This is a genomic window from Photobacterium toruni, from assembly GCF_024529955.1.
GTDB lineage: Bacteria > Pseudomonadota > Gammaproteobacteria > Enterobacterales > Vibrionaceae > Photobacterium > Photobacterium toruni.
In genome coordinates this window covers 158,140-182,608 of the sequence record NZ_AP024855.1, presented here as the reverse complement: position 1 = coordinate 182,608, position 24,469 = coordinate 158,140, and the positions used below count along the sequence as shown (strand labels likewise).

Sequence of the window (24,469 nt, the reverse complement as noted above, 5' to 3'; positions counted from 1 at the left end):
TGATGTATTAACGGCCCGGTGTGACTCCTTGTAATTCATCATCTGTTCGGCGGTCATAACGTTGGGTCGTTGTAATACTGCTGTGCCCCATAAACTTGCTGACTAATAGTAAATCATAACCTGAGCGTAATAAATTTGTTGCTACCGAGTGGCGAAAATCATGGGGTGATATTTGACGTGAAAACCCCAATTGATGAATATGCTTACAAAGATCATTTAACGTTTGAGTTGTTAAACGTTGTGATGTTAGTTGCTGATAACGATTGACACCACAAAAGAAACTCGATATTTGTTGTGGATGTTGAGAACGGACGATAAGCCATTGTTCAATTGCAGCATAAAGATCACTACTCTTTGAGAAGGGAACATAACGCTCTTTATTACCTTTACCCATAACGCGTATTTTACATAAATAAAGATCAATATCACTGATATCAAGCCCAATAACTTCCGCGCGTCGTAAGCCAGATTCATACATTAACCAAAAAATAGCATTATCTCTCAATGCTTTAATCTTATTTGATTGTGCTAAAGTTAGTGCCGATATTCGGTCAACATCTGAATAACTTAAATATCTTCCACTTGATTGTCGTGAGCCTCGCGGTAGTTTTATGGCCTTAATTCGTTGTAAGGTTTCAATCGAAATAGATTCTGATAACCAAGCATGGTGAGCAACACCCCGTAACATTCTTAATAAGTTATCAGCAGTGGCTGGGGCATAATCTTGTTTTCTATCACTACTTTTCATGGTTAAGCGAGATGATAAAAACGATTGCATTGATGTTTGTAATACTGGAGCATAAAGAACGCTATACCAATCCATCCTTTCAATACAAGGTCTTATACAAAAACAACTGAATGCTTCAAGCATAATTTTAGCTTGTGATGTTAATTCAATCGCTAACTTTTGTTCTGTATAAATTGGAGGTAGCCAACCTTGTTCTAATTCAGTTGCAGATTGATGATGAACTGAAAATTGTTCGATAGCATTTTTCCAATCCACATGCTGAGATAATGAAATCTGTCGTTGCTGATAAAAATAATCACTGACAATTAATAACGCTTTCTTTAATGGATTAATATGTAAATTCTTCAGTGAACGCTGTGGATCATAAAATAATCCTTTCATCTTTGCTTTAGTTTTTGCTCGATGAATTAAAAAAGCCGCCATTGCTTTTTCAATAAGAGAAGGGGTTGTTAATAGCACAATCCAATCAATTTTATCAAATGTTGATGTCAGTAGAAATCGGCTAAAACGCTCTAATGTATAACGCGCATTTGCTTGACCACCAGTGGTATCTGTTGCTGCAAGTGAATTAATATAGGCCAGTGCGGGATTAGCAATAAAATGATCTCGTTGACGGGTTTGCTGACTAACCGCAGTTTGTTGACGCAACGTTCCTGGTCTAAGATTAAACTCGTTATGTATTAAAGCGTTTGATGGTTCGATCGTCATTACTTTTAGTCTTTATTATTGATCTGCTATAAGAGATATTATATAAGACTGAAAAATTAAAGCTATATAATTCATGTATTTATGAAAAATAAAAGATCAAGATTGAGATCGCATTTGGGTCACCAATAATGCAAAAAATGGTCAAATAATCACTAACAATAAACGTCTTAATTTTAATTGTCGGGTATAATCTGTCGTTAGTTATTAAATAATTAAATTGTTACCGCGTCACTTTTTGTAAGTAAATACTATTACGAGTAGATATGATTGAGTTTGATGATGGACATTAATGGCGAATTTTTTTGTCATTGATAATAAAAAAGAGAGCAATAATGCTCTCTTTCTATTGGTCGATTAGATTAATAATTAGTGAATCAATTGCCGCCATGTGCCTTTATGTTGCTTTAGTAAAATACTATGAATAATTAAAGAAATTATAATTATTACGCCATAGACTAATCGAGTCCAAAAACCAGCTAGCCCAGCACTGATAATACCAGCTTCTAAAATACCGATAATACAAGCACCAAAAAAGGTACCTAAAAGTGTGCCACGTCCACCAAGTACTGATGTACCACCGATAAAAACGGAAGCAAAAACCAAAAGCATGTAGCCTTGCCCCTGATTTGGCCACCAACTGCTCATTTCAAGACTAACAAAAATACCGACAATCGCAGACATTAATCCCATTAAAATAAACAATAATAATCGCGTACGAGCAACAGGCACGCCCATCATTTCTGCCGCTTTGGGATTGTCACCAATAAAATTAATGTTATCACCAAAGACATGTCGTGATAGCAGTAACCATAATAACGCTAAAATGATGATACACCATATAGCTTGTGCAGGGATAACATCCGCAATTCTCCCAACCATTATGGTATGAAACCAGCTATCACGAATTTCAGGCAAGCTTAATGCCAATCCATCAGCAATAACCGTTGTTAAACCACCGATAAAAAATTGACTGCCAATAGTAGCTATAATTGAAGGGATATTAAAACAGACCACTAAAAGACCATTTAATATGCCACATAAAATACCAACGATGGCTGCAGCAGTAAAGGCAAGCAGGGGAGATTGTGTTGCTTGAAATGTAGCAGAAAAAACGTAGCCTCCAAGCGCAATAATCGATGGAAAACTCATATCAATTTCACGAGCAATGACTAATAATGTTAAGCAAAAGGCTAACATTGCAGTGAAAGGGATCGTTGACATGAATGAAGTATAAATACGAATATGGGTAAATGTTTGTGGGCTATAAATGGTAAATAATAACCATAAGCTTACCAACATTAGGCTGGTAATGATTGGTGCTCGATGACGAACAAAAGCGGAAATCATGCAGCACCTCGACCAACAGCAGCAAGAAGTGCTTGTTGTAGTGATTGTTGATCCATTTCCGTTTTATTATATTCTGCAACAATCGCCCCGCGATCCATAACAACAAAACGATCTGCGACACGGTAAGCGTCATTTATGTTGTGAGTAATGAGTAAACAAGCACGATGTTGTGATTTTAATGTTTCGATAAAGTGCAATACCTTCTCAACTTCACCCAGTGATAATGCTGTTGTTGGCTCATCAAGTATAACCAATTTCGCATCAAATAACATTGCGCGGCCAATCGCTAAACCTTGACATTCTCCGCCTGAAAGCTGTGAAATACAACTTTCAATATTAGCGCCTACACCCCGAAAGTCGAGTTTTTGTAGTAACTGTTGTGCTTGCTGACGTTCTTGTTTTTGGTCAATAAATCCTAATTTGGTTCGAATGTGGCGGCCTAAGAATAAGTTACGCCATACTGATTGTTGTTCTCCTAATGATCCTGATTGATAAACCGTTTCAATACCTAATTTGCGGGCTGTTTTTACATTATGACCTTTCTTATCAATAGATTTTCCTTGAATGCTTATACAGCCAGAATCAAACGATTCAACACCGGCGATAAGTTTAATTAGTGTTGATTTTCCTGCACCATTGTCACCAAGTAGCGCAATAATCTCACCTTTATTAATATTCAAGTTTATATTGCGTAGCGCGTGAATCGATCCAAACCATTTATTAATATCAGTAAGTACTAATGCTTTAGTGCACATTAACGAATACCTTTTGCTGCTAATGGTGCAATATAATCAATATTATTGAGATCAATAAAACCAGCACCCGTATTAATATTTAAACCTGAAAAACCATAACGTTTACTTAGCACTGTTTGTACAACTGATAAATACCCCATCAGGTAAGGTTGACTATCAGCCACTAATTGTACGTAGTTACTACGAATAGCATCGGCGGTTGCAGGGGATAAGCTAAACCCTGCCACAAAGATCTCTTTAGGTCTTACACCTGCATTACGCAAAAAATTAGCCATTTGCGAAGTAAGTGAACCATGATCAACTAAGATCAATGTGGTTGTCATATGACTAGCAAGATATGAAGTAATTGCTGCAGTACCTAAAGATGGGTCTTTATCTGTTTCTGGTGAAATTTGAAGAAAATCAACGGTTAATCCTGCTTGCTCTAATGTTTTTATCATACCTCGTGTAGATTTACTACGCTCAGCAATATCTTTTATTCCCCAGACTAACGCACGATCACCTGCTTTAAATTTACCTCGACGTAATGCTTCAGCTGCGAGTTTTATACCGCGTTTTGCATTACTTACCCCAACATAACCAAAGCCTTTATTTTGCATTGCATTCATACTTGCAGGAAGTGCAGTATCAATAGCTGTAACATTAATACCTTTACTTTCAGCTTCCATAATTAAAGGTTGATAGGCGCTATCACCAGGATGACCCATGATAATAATACCGGATGGGTCAGCAGAAACCGCTTGTTTGAAATTTTCGATCATCTTTTGAGGTTGCCAGTCAGAATAAACAACCCGTAAATTAGCATCAAGATCTTCCGCTGCTTGCTTTGCTCCATTTTGAATAACAGTGGCATAAGGGCCGCCAACAGGTCCACCAACATCAATCCAAATTGACATGTCTTTGCCTGAAGGTATAGCGTGTGCACAGGTAGAAGCTAATGCGAGACTTGCCAGCATTAGTGTTGAGAATTTTTTAGATAAATGTTTCATTTTTACACCAGCAAATTGAATTCTATCGATATTTAGTAAAGCATTTTATCGCTATTTGTTAAAAATGCTAACTATTAATAATATCTACTCTGCTAATGGCTATTTTTATTTATGGCGTAAATTAGTGCGAAAATATTACAAGACACAATTATCAAGAAAAAGATGAGCTACTTTAAATAGCATAACAATATAAAATCTAAATAAATTTATAAAATTAAAAGCATATTTATATTAGGCTTGAATATAATCAATCCGATAGCCACAGATACATATAATAGTATTTTTACCTTCTAGATATTCAGATTTTCCACATTTTGGACATATGAAATTTTTTATTGAAGTAATCATAAACACACCATATATTTAACATATGTTTAATATATAGAATATTAAGTTATTGAGTCAGAACCATGGCAAGAACATGCGATAAAAGCCGCAAAATAAAAATAAATCATACACTTTCATACTTATTAATTGTTTATCTTTCCAAGAATAAACAGTTAACAAAGCAAAAAAAAACTTCCACATTGGAGGTGGAAGTTTTTGGAATACACGGTATTAGCAATTACTTATCGGTTTCAAAACCAAATGTTTTATTTTGAATATATACCATGTCACAATCTGCAGTGTATACCACACTATGAATACGATTAGCTTTAATATAACCCGTTTGACCAGCGGTTAAGATCATTGGTTCGCCATCGTTAACTAGTTCCCCGTTGATACGAAGATAGAATTGAATTGCGATTTCGCCAGTAACGATAATTGACATATCATCATGTGGGTGGTGATGAGGATCTTCGATTGTACCGGCTTGCCAACGTTCAAGTAATGCCGTTACACAATTAGCATTACTTTCATCAGTATCTCGAAAACTAAATCCAGGAAATTCAGGATCAGCAGTAAAATCAGACCAAATGTCTTTTGAAATAAACGTGCTCATAATAAAGATTACCAATAAATAACAATACTTATAGTATAAACACCTATCAGCAACTTAATCAGTATTAAATTAGCAAGCTCAATATGCAATTATAACGTACTACATATCATAACTGGGTTGTTCTAACCAATCTTCAGATTCATTAAACATCGCTTCAAGTTCTGCTTCAATTTGTAGTTTATCTTCTTTTAAAGCACCTAAGACATTCAACTCATTGGCTCCGCCTAAACGTACTCGTACCAATGCATTTGGCCAAGAGATTTCCATACGACGAGTAAACTCAGATTCAACCTGATAAAAAACATCGTTAGGTACGTTATTTTTATTAACCATTAATTCAATACGCATATAAGTCCATCTATTATACTGGATAAAATAACAGTGATTATAAATACAGTTTTAATAGGTATCCAATTTAATCTCTTCATGGTATTGAGTGGTAATCTTTATTGAGAATATATATGTTTAATAATAGGGCTATAGTTAAATAAAATTATCAGTAAAAACATTAAGGGTCATAAATGCTATTATTAGCCGAATTATTGGCACTTAAAGGAGAAAAATTTTAGTGGAAACTCGTATAGTAATAACATAACGATTAATAAGAGAATATGATCATGACAACATTTACAATGACAAGTAACAGTATTGCTGAAGAGCAGCACTACGATAAGCGTTTTTCATTTAATAGCTTTGGTAACGATGGTGATAATATTTCCCCTCAACTTGCATGGGAAAATGCGCCTGAAGGTACAAAAAGCTTCGCTGTAACATGTTTCGATCCTGATGCACCAACTGATTGTGGTTTTTGGCATTGGCAAGTTATTAATATTCCAGCATCAACACATGAATTAGCTGAGGGAGCATCTGATCATCTTGCTGCTGGTTTAGAAATGCGTAATGACTACGGCTTTAATGGTTACGGCGGCGCATGTCCTCCAGAAGGTCATGGTGTTCACCGTTATGTATTCACAGTATGGGCATTGCCTTGTGAAAAAATGGAAGTTCCTGATGACGCATCATGTGCACTAGTAAGTTACATGCTTAATGGCACAGCTTTAGCTAAATCAACGATCACTGCGCATTATCAACGTTAATAACGTTATAGCAGTACAAAAGAAAAGCCTCATTAATAGTTACCTATTATGAGGCTTTCTTTTTTTGGTAGTATAATATGTCATTTTAGATTAAAAAAGGGAACAGTATGTCGGCGATTATTCAGTGCATCCATTATACGGGGCAAAAATCACAGCAACTACGTAATGTCCCTTTTATTTATCCATCACTTGTTTGGGTACAAACTGGAGTGAAGAAATTACAGTGGCAAAATGATTGGATAAATATCGATGCTAAAAATTGGTTATTAACAGCAGGGCATTCACAACAAACGTTTATTAATCAACCATCACACACCGTATTTTCATCATTACAATTGTGTTTCTTTACCAAACCAACCGCAGCACTCATTAATCGTTCACGTCATCATGCAGAGAAGCATATCACGCCAGATTACTCCTTTGATCAGGATGGTGAATATCTTTTTATGAATTTAATCAATATGCCAAAATCGTTACCACGTAACGTTCAAGAGTGCATGGTCAATGCTCTATTTGAATATTTAGCCAATGTGGGAAGGTTGCATCTTCTTTTTAGTTATCAAGATTTATCATGGCGTGACAAATTAGTAGAATTGTTTAGGCAGCAGCCAGGTGAGCATCATAGTATTGAATCAGCTTGTCAGCATTTTGGGTTAAGTAAATCAACATTAATCCGTCGACTGCGCGAGGAATCAACTCAATTTAGAGAAGTTTTAGCTGAATTAAGAATGGGTTATGCATTAACCTTATTACAACAGCAGCATTATACTCAATTGGATTTAGCCCAACTTTGTGGTTATCAGTCAGAAACACGGTTTGCACAGCGGTTTAAAAAGCAATTTGGTTTATCACTCAAAGAATATCAAAATACAATGAGTGTTAGTAAAGGGACAAAAATGGCATAGAAGCAAACACCACTCTAGATATGTCAAAAAAGTATTATTTGTTGTAAATGTTGTTTTGTTTGTCCGATTGCAGCACAAGCAAGTGAAAATTATATCTCAGTAGGTGCAACACATTTAAGTGGTAATGATGTGAGTGCTTCTGGTGCAGGTTTACAACTAGACATTCCAACAACAAATATATATACCGAATTTAATATAAAAAGAGTTATGGGTGATTTTAATAAAACCAATATGTACTTTGGTGTTGGTTACCATTTATCTAATACCTTTGATTAATTTCTCTCCCAATAATTTTAATATACTAAAGTAGTTTTATTCATTGCTTTAGTATATTAAAGATCATCATTTCATTTAACGTAATAACTTAAAAGTATAATTGATAAAATTTAAATTATGATTTACTCTAATTATTATAATTTTTTGTAATGATAGTTAGAGTAAAGCATGATTAATCCTCAATGGTTAATGACATTTAAAACATTAATAGAAACAGGGCATTTTACTCAGACAGCCGAGTTGTTACATATGACACAACCAGGTGTTAGCCAACACATTAAAAAATTAGAACAAGCTTGTGGCTATCCGCTTATTACACGTTATAACAAACAGTTTGAAATGACAGAACAAGGGCGACTTGTCTATCAATATTCCGAGCAGCAAACACATCAATATCAAAAATTAATTAATAACTTACAAACGGATAGCGCTTATGAAGGTACGTGTAAAATCGCGTGTTCTGGGTCCTTTGCATTATCGTTATATCCTCAGTTATTACACTTACAACACCAATACCCAAAATTACATTTTCATCTAGAAGCCGCACCTAATAATAAAATTTTAGATAGCATTGAAAATAATACTATTGATATGGGAATAGTAACTCAATCACCTATCAATGATTTATTTGACACCACCATAATAGGGCAAGAACGATTATGCTTAGTTTTTCCTCTTCAATATGAAAATAATAATATTAATAGCGATCTTCTAACAACATGTGGCTTAATTGATCATCCTGATGCTCAGTATTATCTCTCTAAATATTTTAAAGATTGTGGTTCTCATAATTTAGTCGATATTAAAATTGAACAATTACCGATTACTAGCTATATCAATCAACTGAACCAAATTTTAATTGCTGTCGCTGAAGGTATTGGTTTTACCGTATTGCCTCAAAGTGCTATTGATCATTTTGAGAATAAAGATAAATTATATATTGCAACACCAATAACTGCCGTTACTGAACAATTATTTATTATTCAAAAAAGATACCGCCATTTACCAAAACGTTATCAAACCGTGACCTCATTATTAGCATCATTGTGCCGATAATCGATTAAATCGGTGATTAAACAAGCAATAACGTATTTGTTTTCTTACTTAATTTGATCTTATCTATAAAATGGGTTTTAAATAGATCATAAATCAGTGCTTTACTGAGGAGGGACGCCCATGAAAAAGTCAACAAAATCTGCCTTGATCGTATTAGGTGGAATAGTAATTTGTAGCTTTGCGTTTACAATGCTCAAAAGTGATCAAACCAAAAATAATAATACGACAACTCAACAAGTCACACCTGCAACACTAATAAAAGATAAGCCATATAAATGCAGCGATTTTGACCCAAAAACAGGGGGCTTAAAAGGGTGGACAGCTGATATGGGAATCGGCCCTGCAATCCCAGAACAATTACTTCCTAAAGATTGCCCAGCACTTCAACAGTAATATTTATACGAACAACAGCCTTCAACGTTATTGTATATAACAATGCAGGGCTTATTTTAATGAAAAACTTATTTACTTTTATATCAATAAGATAGCCATTAAATTACCTTTATCCGATAAACATCTCTTAATATTAAGTTGCGTTTTATTATAAAAGCTCAATAATACAGTTTGAAAAATTAAAAATAAAAGAGTCAATATGTCAGGTAAAAACCGTTCAAATATCCACGTTGGTTTAGATGTACAAATCGTATTAAAACAAGATCAACGCAGCGGTAAACTTACATCGGGTACAGTTGAAAAAATCCTCACAAACTCGCCAAACCATCCACATGGTATCAAAGTCCGTTTAACAACCGGTGATGTAGGTCGAGTAAAAGTCATTGTTTCTGAATAAGTAAATAATTCACTAAGCCACCTATTCAACACTAATAATCAAACAAAGCATTATAACACTTTGTTATATCAACACGTCAGTCATTAATCTATTGACCGCAACTACCTAAAAGAGAACTACGTGAATAAAACTAATATTATTTTATTTAGTGTCGCGCTATTACCGACGCTTGCATTTGCACAATCACCACAAGGTAATACCACCAACCAATCATTCAGCAAAGCTAAAAAAATCATGCAGAAGCAGATTTATACTAATCCTGTTGATATGAAAACTATTTATTGCGGTGCAAATTTTAATAATAAGAAATACGTAACATTACCATCAGGTTTTACTACTGACGTATATAAAAAACGAATTAAACGTTGGGAAGCAGAGCATGTCGTACCTGCGGAGAACTTTGGTCGCTCATTTAGTGAATGGCGTGATGGGGCAAAAGTTTGTGTGGATAGCAAAGGTAAGTCATTTAAAGGTCGTAAGTGTGCTGAAAAAGCTAATGCTGAATATCGTTTAATGCAATCCGATCTTTATAACTTATATCCAGCGGTAGGTGCAGTTAACGCTGCTCGTCAGAACTACAATTATGTAATGTTGCCTAAAACAGCCAGTAAAGATTACCGCTCATTTGGTAGCTGTGACATGATCATTGATAAGAAAGATCATGATGCTCAACCACCAAAGCGCGCTCGTGGTGTTATCGCACGTACTTACATGTATTTTGAAGCAGTATATCCAAGCTACAAAATGAGTCGTCAGCAGCGTCAATTAATGACAGCATGGGATAAACAATACCCTGTATCAAAATGGGAGTGTGAACGTGCTGCTAAAATTCAAAAAATTCAAGGTAATGTTGATCCTATCTTAGCTTCACGTTGTAAAAACATCGGCTAATACTAGCTTTATACCATCCTATAAAAATCCATATTTCACGATGTGGATTTTTTATTTGCTCTATGCAATCTCACAATAGTACATCCAAAAAAAGAATGACATCATCACAAATAGAAGGGTTCACAATGTCTGAATCATATTCATTTAGCCATCACCCCTCATTTTTTTGTTTGTGCGAGCAGTTAAAGCTTAGAGAGTTTAAGACTGTATATTTTTATCATTATCTTAAAATTGTTAACGATTAGCAGTACTCGTAACGCTAATGTTGTGATTTTAGTGAGCTTATCGACCACAGATAGCACCAATAACAAGCGTAAGTTATCAAAAGCAAACTAAACTCTATTAATATTTCATTATTTGCAGCCTTATATGCTACGCTATAACGGTAACGAGCTAGAAATACAATAGCATTAACCGTTAAGTTAATTAACCTGTTGTAATGATATATAATTTAATTGTAGTCACACAGCAGATAACATCATTTATTGGAGTACCATTTATTAATGAGCAGCAATCGTAGAACCCAGAACCAATTAGCAACACTTACAAAAAAACTTTCTAAGTTACAAGCTATGTCTAAGTCTACTAGAGATGGTGCAAGTAAAGCACGTTACACTGCTGATATTGAAAAGATTGAAATAGAGCTTAGTAAGCTTAAAGCGACTGAAGAATAGAATCTTTCTATTTATGACGTTTGGCCTGCTGCTATTTCTACAATAGTAGTAGGCTAGTCGGTTATTATAAGCAAAATCCCGCTATTACAATCTAGAACACTAATAACGACTCCCCATACCAAAGCGGTTTGACATATCATCATCGATTCGACCACCTTTCCATCCACCGTAAGCCAGTAGGTTGAGTACATCTTGTCCTGTGTAATCATTATCGTCAAAGAAATCGTGTGATACATCATTACGTATTGATTTCAGAGTAGGGTTTTGTGCAAGATTAATATCTTGCGGATCAACATACAAAGCGACTGCAATTTGTTGCTGACGAGCACTACACTCACTGGTACTTGCTGTAATTTGACCTAAAGAGAAAAAATCGCGACTGCCATAGCCTTTTATCAACCTTGCAGAAAGTAACTTAATAACTTTTTTAATACGACGACGCTGAATAACTCTAAGCAAAGAGATCTCCTTCATAAAACCAATCAATGAGCTGTCATATTACCATGTAATCAAACGCAGATTCTGATCACTATAATTTTAGCTTTGCAGGAAAGAGACACTTTACCTTGGGAGCTACACGATTCTGTCAGTGCGCATTATGTACCTTATGTTAAATACGATCTCGGTAATTAATACTCTTTGTTTGATTATTTAGTTTGTTGATTAATAATGTATAAATACACCTTCTCGTGATTTTGCTTTGTGTGTTTAACTAGGTTATCTATTTACCATAAATATTTTGTCTCATTACACTTTGCTCAGTGCTTAAAGTTCGTCTTAATTGTATAAACGAATATTTAACCGCATTATTAATAATCACACTAGTCGTTACAATAAAGATCATTCTATTCATCATTAAATTGGGTATATTGATAGTTCAATCTGTATAGAGACAATACAACAATGACAAACTCGCCTTTAACGACACCGAAGAAAACAATTGGCTTAACCAGTGACAATATTGCCGGTGTTTCACCTCAAATATTACAGCACTTAATTGAATTTAGTGCTGGCGATGCGACACCTTATGGTAATGATGAGTTATCGTTACAACTGGATCGTAAGATGAGCGCATTGTTTGAAACTGAGGTTTCTGTGATTTTAGTGCCTACAGGAACTGCGGCTAACAGCTTATGTTTAGCTGCAATGTCTCCTGCTTGGGGGGCGGTACTTTGTCATCCTAATAGCCATATTAATAATGATGAATGTGGCGCTCCAGAGTTTTTCAGTAATGGCGTTAAGTTACTGGCTATCGATGGTGATGATTGTAAGATCGATCCGGCAAAGCTTATCCAACGTGCAACCTTAAAAATTGGTGATGTGCATACAGTACAACCAGCCGTTGTTAGTGTGACGCAAGCAACGGAAACAGGAAGCGTTTATACACTAGATGAACTTCGTGCTATTGGTGATGTGTGTAAAAGCCATAATTTAAAATACCATATGGATGGCGCACGTTTTGCTAATGCTATTGATGCGTTAGGTTGTACGCCTGCAGAAATGACCTGGAAGGCAGGTGTTGATGCCCTTTCTTTTGGTGCCACAAAAAATGGTGCTTTTGGTGTCGAGGTTATTGTCTTATTTGATACGAGCCTAAAAAATGAGATTGAATACCGTCGCAAACGTGCAGGCCACTTAATGTCTAAGATGCGCTTTCTATCAACGCAAATAGACGCTTATATCAGTGATAATTTATGGCTCAAAAATGCACAACATGCGAATGCAATGGCAACGAAGTTACGCAACGGCATTATGACTATTGACGGTGTTGAACTACTACATCCATCAAAAACTAATATTGTATTCTGCAAAATGTCACCAGTGACGATTGCTACCTTACATGAACATGGCTTTGAATTTTTGGCTAATCGCTGGGGTGAAGGTGTCGCCCGTTTAGTGACTAACTTTGCAACAAATCCTGACGATATTGATACTTTTATTGATGTTTTAAGCCGCAGTGATAAATAATAAATCACTATAAAACAATATGATAAAAGAATAGCAGCAATCACTCAACCGATTGCTGCTTTTATTTATTATGCTTTACCTTGAATAATACGGGTAAGTTTGGGCGCAATGAGTAATGTAAATAGTGCTATAGCTGCGGTGACATACCCTATTTCACCAAAGACTTCAGCATAAAGCATGAGAGTTTGGTTTGGATCTATAATTCCTTCGGGAGCGGCGGTTAAACTGGCAACCCAACCCGCTAAAATAGCAGCTGTAGCTGACGTTAAAAACCACATTCCCATCGCAAATCCCATCATTCGTTGTGGTACTAACTGTGCTATCATCGCTAACCCCAATCCTGATACTAATAACTCCCCTAGCGACTGTAATAAATAGCTCGCTACTAACCAATTTGAATTGACTATTCCTTGTGAATTAGCAAACCCTGTTGAGAATTTTAGAATTAAGAACGCTAAACTACATAGCACCATCCCAAATGCAAACTTAAATGGCATTGCAAATCGTTCACCTAGTTTATTGTAAAGCACAGCAAGTAACGGACTCGCGATCATGATCCAAAATGGATTTAATGCTTGGAATTGTTCAGGCTCTACTTTAAACCCTAATAAATCATGGCTGACATTATGAATAGCAAAAAAATTAAGTGACGTTGGCATTTGAAAATACAGCGCAAAGAAAACAATACCTTGTAGCATTAAAATAAAAGCCACAAACATTTTCGCTCTTTCAAGCCCTTGAGTTTTAAATGCTTCTTTAAAATAAATAACAACAATAGTTATTCCAATAACGACCAAAATAGCATGCGCATAGAATAAATGTTGTAATAAAAAAGCACTTAGAAAGCTCAATACTACCGTTGCAACTACAACCATAAAATAATAGCGTTTATTTACAGGCTGCATATCAGGTTTAGAACCAATATTCTTAACGATTCGCCCCATCACCATAAAGTTAATCATAGTGATCAATAATCCAATGGCACTGACACCAAAAGCCATGCCATACCCCATCTTTTCTGCAATCCAAGGGCTTAATAACATTGAAAAAAATGATCCCAGATTAATAGCCATATAATACATGGTAAACGCCCCATCAAGGCGCGGATCATTTTCTTCATAAGACTTTGCAAGTAAACTTGATGGATTGGCTTTAAATAGACCATTACCCATGGTGATAAAACCCATCGCTATATAGATGAGTTCTTTTCCACCGAACTCACCTGCGGCAGATACCCCTAATAAAGAGTAACCAATTGTTAGCACTAACGCCCCAAGTGTAATTGTCCGCTTAGTACCAAGAATTTTATCCCCAACCCATCCACCAATAGCGACTGAACCAAAGATTAAAGCAGAAAAGGCACCAAATAGTGTAAATGACTCGGCTTCCGACATGCCAAGAATATTAACCATGTATACAGTAAGAATGGCCTGCATACCGTAGAAACCAAACCGCTCCCAAAACTCAACTGAAAAAATGAGATAAAATGGTTTAGGTTGTTTAAATACATTCACATCTGACATGCAGTATTCCTTGATCAGTCGCAATTGTTTTAATACTAGTCGTTATATTTCAATCTTGGTAAGTTGCTGTGGTTCAAAAATTAGACATTATAAGAGATAGTCAGTTTATTTTAATAATTACATGTAAATTAACACCACTATTAAGTATCTCTAAATATATAATTAAAAAAATCAAAATATTATCGTAAAAGTAAAACAAAAAGTTATTTTTTAAATTTCATCGTATAAGATTCATAATAAATATCTTATTCTAAATAAATTAGAATTATTTTTTGGCTATTAAAAAAAGCGGTGATTAATATGGGGCATTATTGTTAATAATAACCATTTGACAACATAATTAACACGTTACGATAGCTTTACAGTTTAATTTTAGCTGCATTTATAAGATTATAAGCACATTGTATACAGTGCGTTTTTCTCTCATAACCATTAGCATTTGAGTTGGAGATAAATATTATGAGAGGTCAACATATCTCTTATTGTAAAAATAATATTGAGCCATTATATTTTAAAAAAAATAATATAACAGATATTGCACTCGTTACTGAAGGTGGTGGTCAGCGAGGAATATTTACAGCAGGCGTTTTAGATGCTTTTATTGAAAATGATTTTAATCCATTCTCATTATTAATCGGCACATCAGCAGGATCTTTAAACATTGCATCCTACATTTGCCAGCAACATAGACATGCCTATCGTGTTATTACTGAAATAACTACCACTCATGAGTTTTTTAGCTATTCTAAATTATTTACTGCTCGTGGCGGAATGAATCTTGATTGGTTAATAAAGCAAACTCAAACCAATTTAAAACTAGATTGGCAAACGGGTCGTAAAAACATGGTGAATCGTACAGTGTTAGCAACGGCATCAGGATTAGATAATAATCAAGCCGGATTTTTTAATCTCAATGCTAATGATTGGGACCAAAAATTAAAAGCATCTTGCGCTATTCCGCTATTAAATCGTCAACCAATTTATACAAATCATCATTATTGGGTTGATGGCGGTTTACATGCTCCAATTCCAGCAAAAGCAGCCTATGATCGTGGTTATAAAAATATTGTCGTCATTCGTACCAACCCCATTGGTACTGCGGCAAATCATCAATGGCTTAAAACACTTAAACGGGGATTAACGCATACTAAAGCTGCATCATTAATTGATATGTTGTTGTTACATGAACAAAAATATAATGAAAATGAGCATTTTATAAATAACCCTCCTGATGATGTGAATATTTATGAAATTTACCCACATAAACAATTAGAATCAAAACTTATTGGAAGTGACTTAACAGAACTAAATAATGATTATGAATTAGGCCATCAAATGGGATTATATTTTTTAAAAACCATGACGAGTTTTTGTCATACATCTAACGTAAAAAAAGAATCAACTGTTGCTTCTTTATAGATAAGAATAAGATTATAAATAAACTACTAGATAACCGAATAATTTCATTGTGTATTTATCTGACGTTCAAAAATAAAATGAAAAAATAGGCAGTAACATGACGTATTACTGCCTAAAAAAAGTGGCTAAATTTTATACATTCGTATTCAAATCGTGATTAACCGCCAGCTAATTTAACCGTATGACCTTTCTTTTCAAGATGCGCTTTGATTACATCACGCTTATCACCTTGAATTTCAATTTTTCCATCTTTCACTGAACCACCACAACCACAGACTTTTTTTAATTCCGCAGCAATCAGTTTTAATTGGGTATCTTCAACATCAAGTCCAGAAACAATACAAACACCCTTGCCTTTGCGCCCTTTTGTTTCACGCTGAATACGAACAATACCGTCACCTTGTGGGCGTACTGGTTGTACTTTTTCTTCTTTAATTCGACCGGTTTCGGTTGAGAAAACTAAACGACTATTATCACTCATTGTGCAATCTATCTCACTTGGTTGCTTGATTGTGTGAATACCATTAAAAGTTAGCACATCAATCTTGCTAAATACTCATGAAGCAATACTATCAATAAATGGTACTCTAACGGAACATCTTATGATTCGTAATGTGATTTTTGATTTTGGCGCCGTGATGTTTGAGTGGAATCCACTCCAAATTGTGAATAGTTTTACTGTATCACAACGAGAACGAGAAATATTACTGCGTGATGTACTCCAACATCCTGATTGGCTATCACTTGATCGCGGTACAATGCTTATTGCAGAAGTGATCCCTAAATTTTCAGCTCGTACTCAAATCTCACCCCAGCGGATAGAAGATTTTATTATCCACATTCAACTTAGCCTGACAAAAATACACCAAACTGAAACATTGTTCCATAAATTAACCCACCACCCCTATTCCCTTTATTACCTTACCAATATGAGCAGTGCTTTTTTTGATACTCTTTATGAAAAACATCATTTCATCTCATTTTTTGATGGCGGATTAGTTTCAGGAAAAGAGTTGGTAATGAAGCCAGAACAAGAAATATTCATGAGGTTATGTGAACGCTATCAATTAATGCCACAAGAAAGTTTATTTATTGATGATAATAGTGAAAATATTAAAATAGCATCTACGCTAGGTTTTAATACTGTTCAATTTGACCAAACACAAACTTGTTTTCACCAGATAGAAAAACAACTGTTAAGATATTAAATTAAACTTATTCACTAAAATTTACATAAAATTAAACATTGTTATCGCTACTCGGTCTATCATCTATGGATAAGTACCAATAATATCAGGAGATTATGTGAAAAAAATTTTTCTTTCTACCCTCTTAGTTGTAGCAGCAACGGTATCATCAATGACCTATGCCGCCAACGAATGTAATGGGAAATACATTGTAGGTCCAATTGAAACTATTCATGTTAAAGATCTTAATATGGATTTTAAAGCGCGTATTGATACCGGTGCAAATACAACATCTATTAATGCTTATGATTTACATGTCATTGATGGTAATAACAATCCGGAAAATAACAAAGCCAGTTGGAACCAAAATTTAGGGAAAATGATCAGTTTCAAAACAGAAAATGCTCAAGGACAAGAAGAAACACACACAGGTAAAATAATTAAAATCAGTAAGATACGAAACGCACAAGGTGTTGAACGTCGTTATGCTGTTGTTATGGATTTAGTTTGGAATGGTAAGAGCCATGCCATTCCGGTCAATTTACGTGATCGTAAAAAATTAGTGTATAAATTGTTGATTGGTCGTAATTGGTTAGATGGTCGCTATTTAGTTGATGTTTCAAAGCATGATGACGACGATTAATCTTTTAATAAAAATGTAATAAATAAAGCAGTGCCTGTCATCAATAGGCACTGTTTTTTAAAATACGACCACTTTATCTAAATATTTCTTAATTGAAATTAGATCACCCTTGACTAACTGGCCTCGCACAAAGGCATACCATTGATTATCTTTACCATTATCATTTTTTAAAATAATCCCTCGATACTGTTCAGTGCGAACAGCTACTGATGGCTTCATTACTTGCTGAGAAGAATTAAACCTTTCAGGTGATATAAAGGCATTCGTATCGCACCACCAGTCAATACTCTTTTTTATATTGGTTATCATTCCTTTCACTGTTTGCCCATTGATAGTGGCTTTCCAGTCTGAAGTGAGTCCCGTACTATTTTCAATAACGTAACCACGATGAAAAAGACGTTTTTTTATTGTCATATCCCCTACCTTATTAAAGTCGTAGTTTCTTTAATAATCATTATCTTAACTGCACATATAATAATAATTCTTCTTTTGTGAAGCTAGCTTTTTGTAATTATTCTTTTGTTTTTCGATGATCGTTGCTATTATTTAAGCATATAAAGTTATAGTGCATTAGGTGTTACAGTGGCAAAGAAAATTACCGTTATTGAAGATGAAACACTACGTAATGCAAGTCTTGCTGACTTTTCAACCATTGCTGAGTCTATTACTGTTTGGCAACGCTTGACGCATCAACAGTATGCTAAAAATACGCTGGTTGCGTTTAAAAATGATTGGAATAATTTTTTGCTTTTCTGTTCACAACACAACGCTTCAGCATTACCCGCATCAGCGGATATTGTGCACCGTTATATAGAAAAAATGGCGCAGACTCGAAAATTAGCCAGCCTTAAACGTTACATTGTCACTATTGGTTTGGTTCATCGCTGTCATGCGCTACCAAACCCGTGTTTAAGTAACGAAATAAAACTCGCTATGCATAAACAACGTCTTGATAAACATGATGATTACACCAATGCTCATGGCTTTCGCGATAATCATTTACATGAACTGCTTGAGTCTTTTATACGCTCAACTAAGGCAAAAGATGTACGAGATATGGCTATTTGGGCAATGACCTTTGAAGCCATGTTAAAACGATCTGAAGTAACGGCATTAACCATTAACGATATTGAAGTCACCCCTGATGGTTTAATCACACTTTCAGTTAATGATACTTTAATTGCGTTAAGTGATGTCGCCTCTCAAGCGGTCAACCGTTGGCTAACATTATCGATGATAGATAGCGGTTTCGTTTTTCGCCGAATAGATAGACATAATAATATTGGCGATAACCCTCTCGACCACTCATCTATCTACCGAATATTTAGACGTGCAAGCCAAGAGCTGGAACTTCCGACTGATGTCATATTTTCAGGCCAGTCTCCTCGTGTTGGTGCGAGCCAAGATTTAGCAGATGCTGGACTTTCTATTCATCAGATACAGCATCAAGGTCGCTGGCGAAGTCCTGCCATGCCCGCTCAATATATTGGTCAACGGGCTAAACGTGATAGCACGTTGAAGAAATTTGCCAATAAAAATAATAAATAAAATAGCTGATATAAAAAAACCAACCCTAATATGCTTTCTTATTGAAAGTGTATAGAGGTTGGCTTAATAACCGCTAACTTAATATTTATTTAACTGCGTTTTTAATCGCTTTTTCAATAAAATCAGTAAAGCTATGTCCGTGATTTTCTAACATTTTAGGGAACATTGAAATTGGAGTCATACCAGGGAATGTATTGATTTCATTTAATAAAATCTCATCATCTTCACTTAAAAAGAAATCAATACGTGATAAATCTTTAAGCTTCATTTGCTCAAACGCTTTACGTGCATAATGCTGAATAGCTTCAATTTGTTCTGCTGTTAAATTATGAGCTTCAACTTGCGTGGTTGATAAACTATCAGTGCTATATTTCTCTTCGTAGCTATAAAACTTATCATCAGGGCATGATACTTCACCCGGTTTGGTAATAATTAATTGGTCACCAAATTGATAAGCAGCAACTTCAAGTTCACGCGGTTTAATGGTCTTTTCAATTAAGACTTGGTTTGAATAACCAAATGCATTATTTACAGCAGTACGTAATTCTTCTGCATTTGTAACGCTATAACAACCAACAGATGAGCCTTGACATGCCGCTTTAACAAACACTTTACCCCATTTGTTTAATGCGGCTAATGCTTGTTGATGGGCATCTTCTGTATTTTCACTTAAGAAAACATAAGGTGTATTTGGAATATTTAACGCATCAAACCATAACTTGGTGGTAATTTTATTAAAGCAGTTGGTACTAGCTTCAGCACCACAGCCCAAATAAGGCAAACCTGCTAAATCAAACAGTGATTGTAAGTCTCCGGTTTCACCAGGAAAGCCATGCACACAAGGGATCACGTAATCAATTGTAACGGGTTGCTCACCATCAACAGATAATGTTTTATCTAAGTTTAATTCACAACATTGTTGATTTTCATTTAACCAACCTTCATTTTTTGTCATTTCGACACGTGTATAGCTAACACCATCAATCGTTTTTAATTGTTGTTCAATGAAATTTGCTGATACAAGAGAAACTTCATGCTCAGCGCTGCCGCCGCCGCATAATAATAAAACGTGGATAGAACTCATTATCGTTCCTTAATTAGACCAATCACAATACAATGCAGATTACAAAACCTTGACACATTACCAAGATCAAAAAGAATAAGGCATTCACTGCTGAATATAGTAATCAAAAAAGTAATGTGAATGTACCCTCTATCTCATCATATTGTGATTTATTTTAAAATCATGTCAGGTTTATACTGCAAACGGTGAATTAACCACCATTTATATACGACTTATCACTGATATTATTGTAATTGCTTCAATTGTGGCGAACCTGTATGTTCAATATCATAAAAATTCCGCACAAATGCACCATTTTGTTGTAAAGCTTCAGGTAACAATGCCAATGCTGCTTTCGCTTGCTCATGATCAGAGTAATGGCCTAATAATAAAGTATAAACCTGACTGCCATTGATCATTTTCTTATTCAGCCAACCTGGTTGCTGACTGTCTAATAATGATAATAATGTTACTAATGATTGCTCATCTCTTGATGCTGTGACTTGAACACTATAACCGTGCATATCAACTGTTTGGTAGCCATTATCCGCAATAGGCGTATTAACAGTCGATTCAGTGGCAATAGGTTCATTAACTGCAGCTTGAGTATCCACTGTAGTTTGATCATCAACGGTTATATCATTGGACAACACTATTGATTCAGGTGCATCGATAGCCGTTTCATCACTTGCCGCGACGACTGCCGTAGGTACTGTCGTTTCATTGTCTGCATTAGTTGCTGCATTAATCACTGACTCAATAGCTGCTGCATCAATCTCATGGATAGCATTCACAGTAGGCTCTTCGGTTATAGCATTAACATCTATTATGGTGTTCACCGCGGGCTCCGCGGTTATAGCATTAACGTCTGTATCGGTATTAACAGCTGACTCTGTGGAGTTTTCTACTGTTGCTGTTGGTTTATCTTCAATAACCTGCTCACTTACAGCAATTGAATCTATCGACTGATAAAGAGGCTCTGTCTTAACTGATGGATCTAATTCAGCAACAACTGTTGGCTCAACAAACGTCTCAGTCGATGTTGTGCTACTGATAGTTTCAATCGGCACCTGTAATGGTGTTTTAGGAGGCATCAATTGAGCACAACCCACCAAGCTCGATAACAGACTCAATGTAATGATTTTTTTCATTTTATTCTCTCTTATTCCATAGTCGAACAGTCAGTGTGCTAATGATAAAAACAATTGAATGACATATAGTTAGTCGTAGTTTGCCGCAGCTTTTAATTACAATCAAACAGATCATAACGATAGAACCATCGAAAAGTATTTATGTTACCATGATCACGACAAATAGGGTTTTTCTAACAATAATATGAACCCTATGTTTATTCTTTTTCTGCTGCTACCGAGGAGCCTCAATGGCTGATCCACATATTAAATGCGAACTTGATATTCTTGATAAACTGACAGTTATCCTATATCGCACTGCATTCACTCTTGCCGCTATTATCATGATGGTAATTGGTACAGAACCCCATGCTGCAACCCCTTTTCTTATCGTCGTTGCTTTATTGGCATCAACAACTGTTCATATTTATGACAAGCGTTTTCGCTGGCTAATTCAAGGCGCAGGGTTATTTGCTGCGATCTGGTTTATTGCTGGACTCTGGCAACCACTAGCCTTAGGCGCTGCTTTGTTTGTTTTTAGCGCGCTTTCGATAAAAGAATACTTCTGTTTTCAAGTAAAAATACTTTTATTAACTCCGCTTGCTTTAGCGGGATTTTGGTTTTGCTTAATCTTTAATGTGATGAATATTGCGATTGGATTAGCAATGGTCGGTGCAGCATTACTGGCCTTTGCTGCTTTTAGTAAATGGCGCATGCCACTGCATTTTGATATTGGCGATAAAAGTCGTTACCAAGTGTAAAGTATAATAGGTTTTCTATTCCACCAGCTTATTATCCACCAGCAAAAGAGATCATTTGATCTCTTTTTTATTATCTACTGCTTACGTGCATATTTTTGTTTATACATTGCTTCATCGGCTTTCTTCAAAGCACTTTCAATACAATCATTCACATCAACAATGCCATAAGAAAAGCTTAAATATAGATCTTTTGCTAAAAAATAAGCCTCAATATTATCTCTAATTATTTCAATGCGTTGCTGCACTGCATTTAATGAAGAACTATCAAGCAATAATACAAATTCATCGCCACCAAAACGTACTATCACATCACGCTCACGTAACATCCTCTGTATACTTTGAGAAAAATCTTGTAAAACCTCATCACCTTTATTATGACCATGTATATCGTTAATTAATTTAAAGCCATCAAGATCAATGAATACCAATGTTTGATAAGCACTCGCATACGTTGATTTTAAATAACTTTTTTGATAACACCCCGTTAACGTATCAATATGAATACTATCGTTCGCTTCATAAACACTACAAATAATAAATACTTGATCGAAATGGGTTATTTTCTGTCGATATGTGTGGAAAAACTGCTTACCATTTTCAGTCTCGACGGTCTCATTTGATACAATAAAGCAAGTGTCACTGTTAAGTAATTCATTATCTAAATCAAGACACGTACGATAATCAGGAAACTTTTCACAAGCTTGTGCAGCAGTATAATCAACAAGATCAACACCTAAATAATTAATATGTTTCTCATTATTATAAATAGCATTACCGTCACTATCACGCATAATCACTAATGCATTACATGTATTGAGTAAAGATGAAACTAATAAGAAATGAGGGCTACTCTTACGTTCAAGCAACTCATTATAATTTTTATTAATTCGACATTGCTCACTATAAACATCAAAAAAATTAGGGCTTATTCCTATAATATTATAACGATCAATTTTAATAAGATGATTAATAGCCGCTTTAATCGCTTGCGGATTAGGGGCTCGATTCATCTCATAAATGGCCTGATCAAGTACATTACAAAATGATGGATTATCTACCTTACAAATATCTAGATTTGTCTTTGTTGGCTTAATATGTCCAATATCAAGCGGCTTTGAAAAATAAAAACCTTGATAAGTCATATCTCCTAATTGCTTTAGTAAATTTAATTGTTCAAATGTCTCAACACCTTCAACAATAATATGTTTACCAAGCACTTTAGCTATCTTTTCATACTTTGTTTTAACTAATGAATAAGCAACGTAACTCTGACTAATATTCTTAATTAGCTTTCGATCTAATTTTATATATTCAATATCAAGATGCAGAAATAATTCACTGTTAGCATAGCCTTTTCCATAATCATCCAATGCAAATTGAACATTCTTAGCTTTCAATTGCTTAATTGCGGCTTGAATACGCGCAAAATCGTTGGTTGTATCATGTCGAGTCAGCTCTAAAACAATATTTTTTTCATGCTCAAAGATTTTCTTACATGCTTCAATAAATTCATCATCTAATAGACTTGCTATAGATATATTAATTGCCAATTGTGTCTTTTCAGGATTAGGCAATAGTGATCGTTGCTTAATAATAGACTCAATAATAGCTAAATCAAACTCAACATGGTCTGTAATACTTTCAATATAGTGTTCGATTTCGAGGTGAGAGATTCTAAGCAGTGCTTCATAAGACGATATCTCACCATTGTAATAACGAGGCTGAAATTTAAAATAACAATTTGATAACATCATTTATTCTTTTTATCGTTTTTTTGGAGAATAATCGAAAACATAATTAATCTCTAATGGAATTTACAACTAATTTAAACCTATTCTAAGAAAGCTTTATACATGCTATTTAGGAATCTTAAATACTAATATCTGTATCAATACCCTTTCAAGATGAAATAAACCCTATTTTAAAAATAGATAGGATCTACATCACTTAATAAATAATTTATCAAATAATTCATCCTCTTTTTTAGATCACATTATGACAATAAAAAAATCAGCGCTGTCATATTTAGAGATAAAGTATCAATATTA

26 protein-coding genes are annotated in these 24,469 nt (G+C 34.9%); 13 read left to right on the top strand and 13 right to left on the bottom strand.

Annotation, left to right across the window (positions count from 1 at the left end; translation table 11 throughout):
• Window positions 1-7: 7 nt before the first annotated feature.
• From OC457_RS15010 to OC457_RS14985, 6 genes are all read right to left on the bottom strand, one after another.
• Window positions 8-1,456, bottom strand: a complete 1,449-nt coding sequence (locus tag OC457_RS15010) for a tyrosine-type recombinase/integrase (RefSeq protein WP_080174133.1) — start codon at window positions 1,454-1,456, stop codon at window positions 8-10.
• Between the two features lie 366 nt (window positions 1,457-1,822).
• Window positions 1,823-2,803 (bottom strand): ABC transporter permease, encoded by a 981-nt coding sequence (locus tag OC457_RS15005; RefSeq protein ID WP_080174132.1) that lies wholly within the window; start codon window positions 2,801-2,803, stop codon window positions 1,823-1,825.
• Window positions 2,800-3,558 (bottom strand): ATP-binding cassette domain-containing protein, encoded by a 759-nt coding sequence (locus OC457_RS15000; RefSeq protein ID WP_080174131.1) that lies wholly within the window; start codon window positions 3,556-3,558, stop codon window positions 2,800-2,802. The genes OC457_RS15005 and OC457_RS15000 overlap by 4 nt, the downstream gene beginning before the upstream one ends.
• Window positions 3,558-4,547, bottom strand: coding sequence for a sugar ABC transporter substrate-binding protein (locus OC457_RS14995; RefSeq protein WP_235866917.1), 990 nt, complete (start codon window positions 4,545-4,547; stop codon window positions 3,558-3,560). Before OC457_RS14995 ends, OC457_RS15000 begins: the two co-directional genes overlap by 1 nt.
• 565 nt (window positions 4,548-5,112) lie before the next feature.
• Window positions 5,113-5,490: a cupin domain-containing protein gene (locus OC457_RS14990; RefSeq protein WP_080174130.1), complete on the bottom strand. Its 378-nt coding sequence runs from the start codon at window positions 5,488-5,490 to the stop codon at window positions 5,113-5,115.
• Window positions 5,491-5,589: 99 nt separating this feature from the next.
• On the bottom strand, window positions 5,590-5,838 hold the full coding sequence (locus tag OC457_RS14985; protein ID WP_080174129.1) for a DinI-like family protein: 249 nt from the start codon (window positions 5,836-5,838) through the stop codon (window positions 5,590-5,592).
• A 269-nt stretch (window positions 5,839-6,107) separates the two neighbouring features.
• On the opposite strand from OC457_RS14985, the gene OC457_RS14980 reads away from it, so the two are divergent.
• The 7 genes from OC457_RS14980 to OC457_RS14950 all read left to right on the top strand — a co-directional run bounded on the left by OC457_RS14980 (window position 6,108) and on the right by OC457_RS14950 (window position 10,505).
• A complete protein-coding gene (locus OC457_RS14980; RefSeq protein ID WP_080174128.1) occupies window positions 6,108-6,587 on the top strand; it encodes a YbhB/YbcL family Raf kinase inhibitor-like protein in 480 nt (159 codons plus the stop codon).
• A gap of 107 nt (window positions 6,588-6,694) precedes the next feature.
• On the top strand, window positions 6,695-7,492 hold the full coding sequence (locus tag OC457_RS14975) for a helix-turn-helix transcriptional regulator (RefSeq protein ID WP_080174127.1): 798 nt from the start codon (window positions 6,695-6,697) through the stop codon (window positions 7,490-7,492).
• A 129-nt stretch (window positions 7,493-7,621) separates the two neighbouring features.
• A complete protein-coding gene (locus tag OC457_RS14970; protein ID WP_159447843.1) occupies window positions 7,622-7,768 on the top strand; it encodes a hypothetical protein in 147 nt (48 codons plus the stop codon).
• Between the two features lie 168 nt (window positions 7,769-7,936).
• A complete protein-coding gene (locus OC457_RS14965) occupies window positions 7,937-8,824 on the top strand; it encodes a LysR family transcriptional regulator (RefSeq protein ID WP_080174126.1) in 888 nt (295 codons plus the stop codon).
• Window positions 8,825-8,944: 120 nt separating this feature from the next.
• Window positions 8,945-9,217 carry a hypothetical protein gene (locus OC457_RS14960; RefSeq protein ID WP_080174125.1) on the top strand — a complete coding sequence of 91 codons (273 nt, stop codon included), beginning with the start codon at window positions 8,945-8,947 and terminating at the stop codon, window positions 9,215-9,217.
• A 199-nt stretch (window positions 9,218-9,416) separates the two neighbouring features.
• On the top strand, window positions 9,417-9,614 hold the full coding sequence (locus tag OC457_RS14955) for a YwbE family protein (RefSeq protein WP_080174124.1): 198 nt from the start codon (window positions 9,417-9,419) through the stop codon (window positions 9,612-9,614).
• Window positions 9,615-9,734: 120 nt separating this feature from the next.
• Window positions 9,735-10,505 carry an endonuclease gene (locus OC457_RS14950; protein WP_210436071.1) on the top strand — a complete coding sequence of 257 codons (771 nt, stop codon included), beginning with the start codon at window positions 9,735-9,737 and terminating at the stop codon, window positions 10,503-10,505.
• A gap of 773 nt (window positions 10,506-11,278) precedes the next feature.
• Here the strand turns inward: OC457_RS14950 and OC457_RS14945 are convergent.
• A complete protein-coding gene (locus OC457_RS14945) occupies window positions 11,279-11,638 on the bottom strand; it encodes a DUF6559 family protein (RefSeq protein ID WP_080174123.1) in 360 nt (119 codons plus the stop codon).
• 444 nt (window positions 11,639-12,082) lie between these two features.
• Between OC457_RS14945 and OC457_RS14940 the strand changes: the two genes are divergently transcribed.
• Window positions 12,083-13,147, top strand: coding sequence for a threonine aldolase family protein (locus tag OC457_RS14940; protein ID WP_096777825.1), 1,065 nt, complete (start codon window positions 12,083-12,085; stop codon window positions 13,145-13,147).
• A gap of 68 nt (window positions 13,148-13,215) precedes the next feature.
• On the opposite strand, the gene dtpA is transcribed toward OC457_RS14940, so the two are convergent.
• Window positions 13,216-14,670 (bottom strand): dipeptide/tripeptide permease DtpA, encoded by a 1,455-nt coding sequence (gene dtpA, locus OC457_RS14935; protein ID WP_080174121.1) that lies wholly within the window; start codon window positions 14,668-14,670, stop codon window positions 13,216-13,218.
• A 459-nt stretch (window positions 14,671-15,129) separates the two neighbouring features.
• On the opposite strand from dtpA, the gene OC457_RS14930 reads away from it, so the two are divergent.
• On the top strand, window positions 15,130-16,089 hold the full coding sequence (locus tag OC457_RS14930; RefSeq protein ID WP_080174120.1) for a patatin-like phospholipase family protein: 960 nt from the start codon (window positions 15,130-15,132) through the stop codon (window positions 16,087-16,089).
• A 157-nt stretch (window positions 16,090-16,246) separates the two neighbouring features.
• Here the strand turns inward: OC457_RS14930 and yciH are convergent, their stop codons facing one another.
• Window positions 16,247-16,570, bottom strand: a complete 324-nt coding sequence (gene yciH / locus OC457_RS14925) for a stress response translation initiation inhibitor YciH (protein WP_080174119.1) — start codon at window positions 16,568-16,570, stop codon at window positions 16,247-16,249.
• 121 nt (window positions 16,571-16,691) lie between these two features.
• Here yciH and OC457_RS14920 point away from each other — a divergent pair, with 121 nt between their 5' ends.
• Both OC457_RS14920 and OC457_RS14915 read left to right on the top strand, forming a co-directional pair.
• Window positions 16,692-17,297: an HAD family hydrolase gene (locus tag OC457_RS14920; RefSeq protein ID WP_080174118.1), complete on the top strand. Its 606-nt coding sequence runs from the start codon at window positions 16,692-16,694 to the stop codon at window positions 17,295-17,297.
• Window positions 17,298-17,394: 97 nt separating this feature from the next.
• A complete protein-coding gene (locus tag OC457_RS14915) occupies window positions 17,395-17,919 on the top strand; it encodes an ATP-dependent zinc protease family protein (protein ID WP_080174117.1) in 525 nt (174 codons plus the stop codon).
• Window positions 17,920-17,976: 57 nt separating this feature from the next.
• Here OC457_RS14915 and OC457_RS14910 read toward each other — a convergent pair whose 3' ends face one another.
• Window positions 17,977-18,333 (bottom strand): DUF3319 domain-containing protein, encoded by a 357-nt coding sequence (locus OC457_RS14910; protein WP_235866916.1) that lies wholly within the window; start codon window positions 18,331-18,333, stop codon window positions 17,977-17,979.
• A 168-nt stretch (window positions 18,334-18,501) separates the two neighbouring features.
• Between OC457_RS14910 and OC457_RS14905 the strand changes: the two genes are divergently transcribed.
• A complete protein-coding gene (locus OC457_RS14905) occupies window positions 18,502-19,467 on the top strand; it encodes a tyrosine-type recombinase/integrase (RefSeq protein ID WP_080174116.1) in 966 nt (321 codons plus the stop codon).
• Window positions 19,468-19,552: 85 nt separating this feature from the next.
• On the opposite strand, the gene OC457_RS14900 is transcribed toward OC457_RS14905, so the two are convergent.
• Both OC457_RS14900 and OC457_RS14895 read right to left on the bottom strand, forming a co-directional pair.
• Window positions 19,553-20,551, bottom strand: a complete 999-nt coding sequence (locus OC457_RS14900) for a D-alanine--D-alanine ligase (RefSeq protein ID WP_080174115.1) — start codon at window positions 20,549-20,551, stop codon at window positions 19,553-19,555.
• Between the two features lie 224 nt (window positions 20,552-20,775).
• Window positions 20,776-21,681: an SPOR domain-containing protein gene (locus tag OC457_RS14895; protein WP_080174114.1), complete on the bottom strand. Its 906-nt coding sequence runs from the start codon at window positions 21,679-21,681 to the stop codon at window positions 20,776-20,778.
• A gap of 230 nt (window positions 21,682-21,911) precedes the next feature.
• On the opposite strand from OC457_RS14895, the gene OC457_RS14890 reads away from it, so the two are divergent.
• Window positions 21,912-22,421, top strand: coding sequence for a DUF2301 domain-containing membrane protein (locus tag OC457_RS14890; RefSeq protein ID WP_080174113.1), 510 nt, complete (start codon window positions 21,912-21,914; stop codon window positions 22,419-22,421).
• Between the two features lie 74 nt (window positions 22,422-22,495).
• Here OC457_RS14890 and OC457_RS14885 read toward each other — a convergent pair whose 3' ends face one another.
• On the bottom strand, window positions 22,496-24,175 hold the full coding sequence (locus OC457_RS14885) for a GGDEF domain-containing protein (RefSeq protein ID WP_235866915.1): 1,680 nt from the start codon (window positions 24,173-24,175) through the stop codon (window positions 22,496-22,498).
• Window positions 24,176-24,469: the final 294 nt, after the last annotated feature.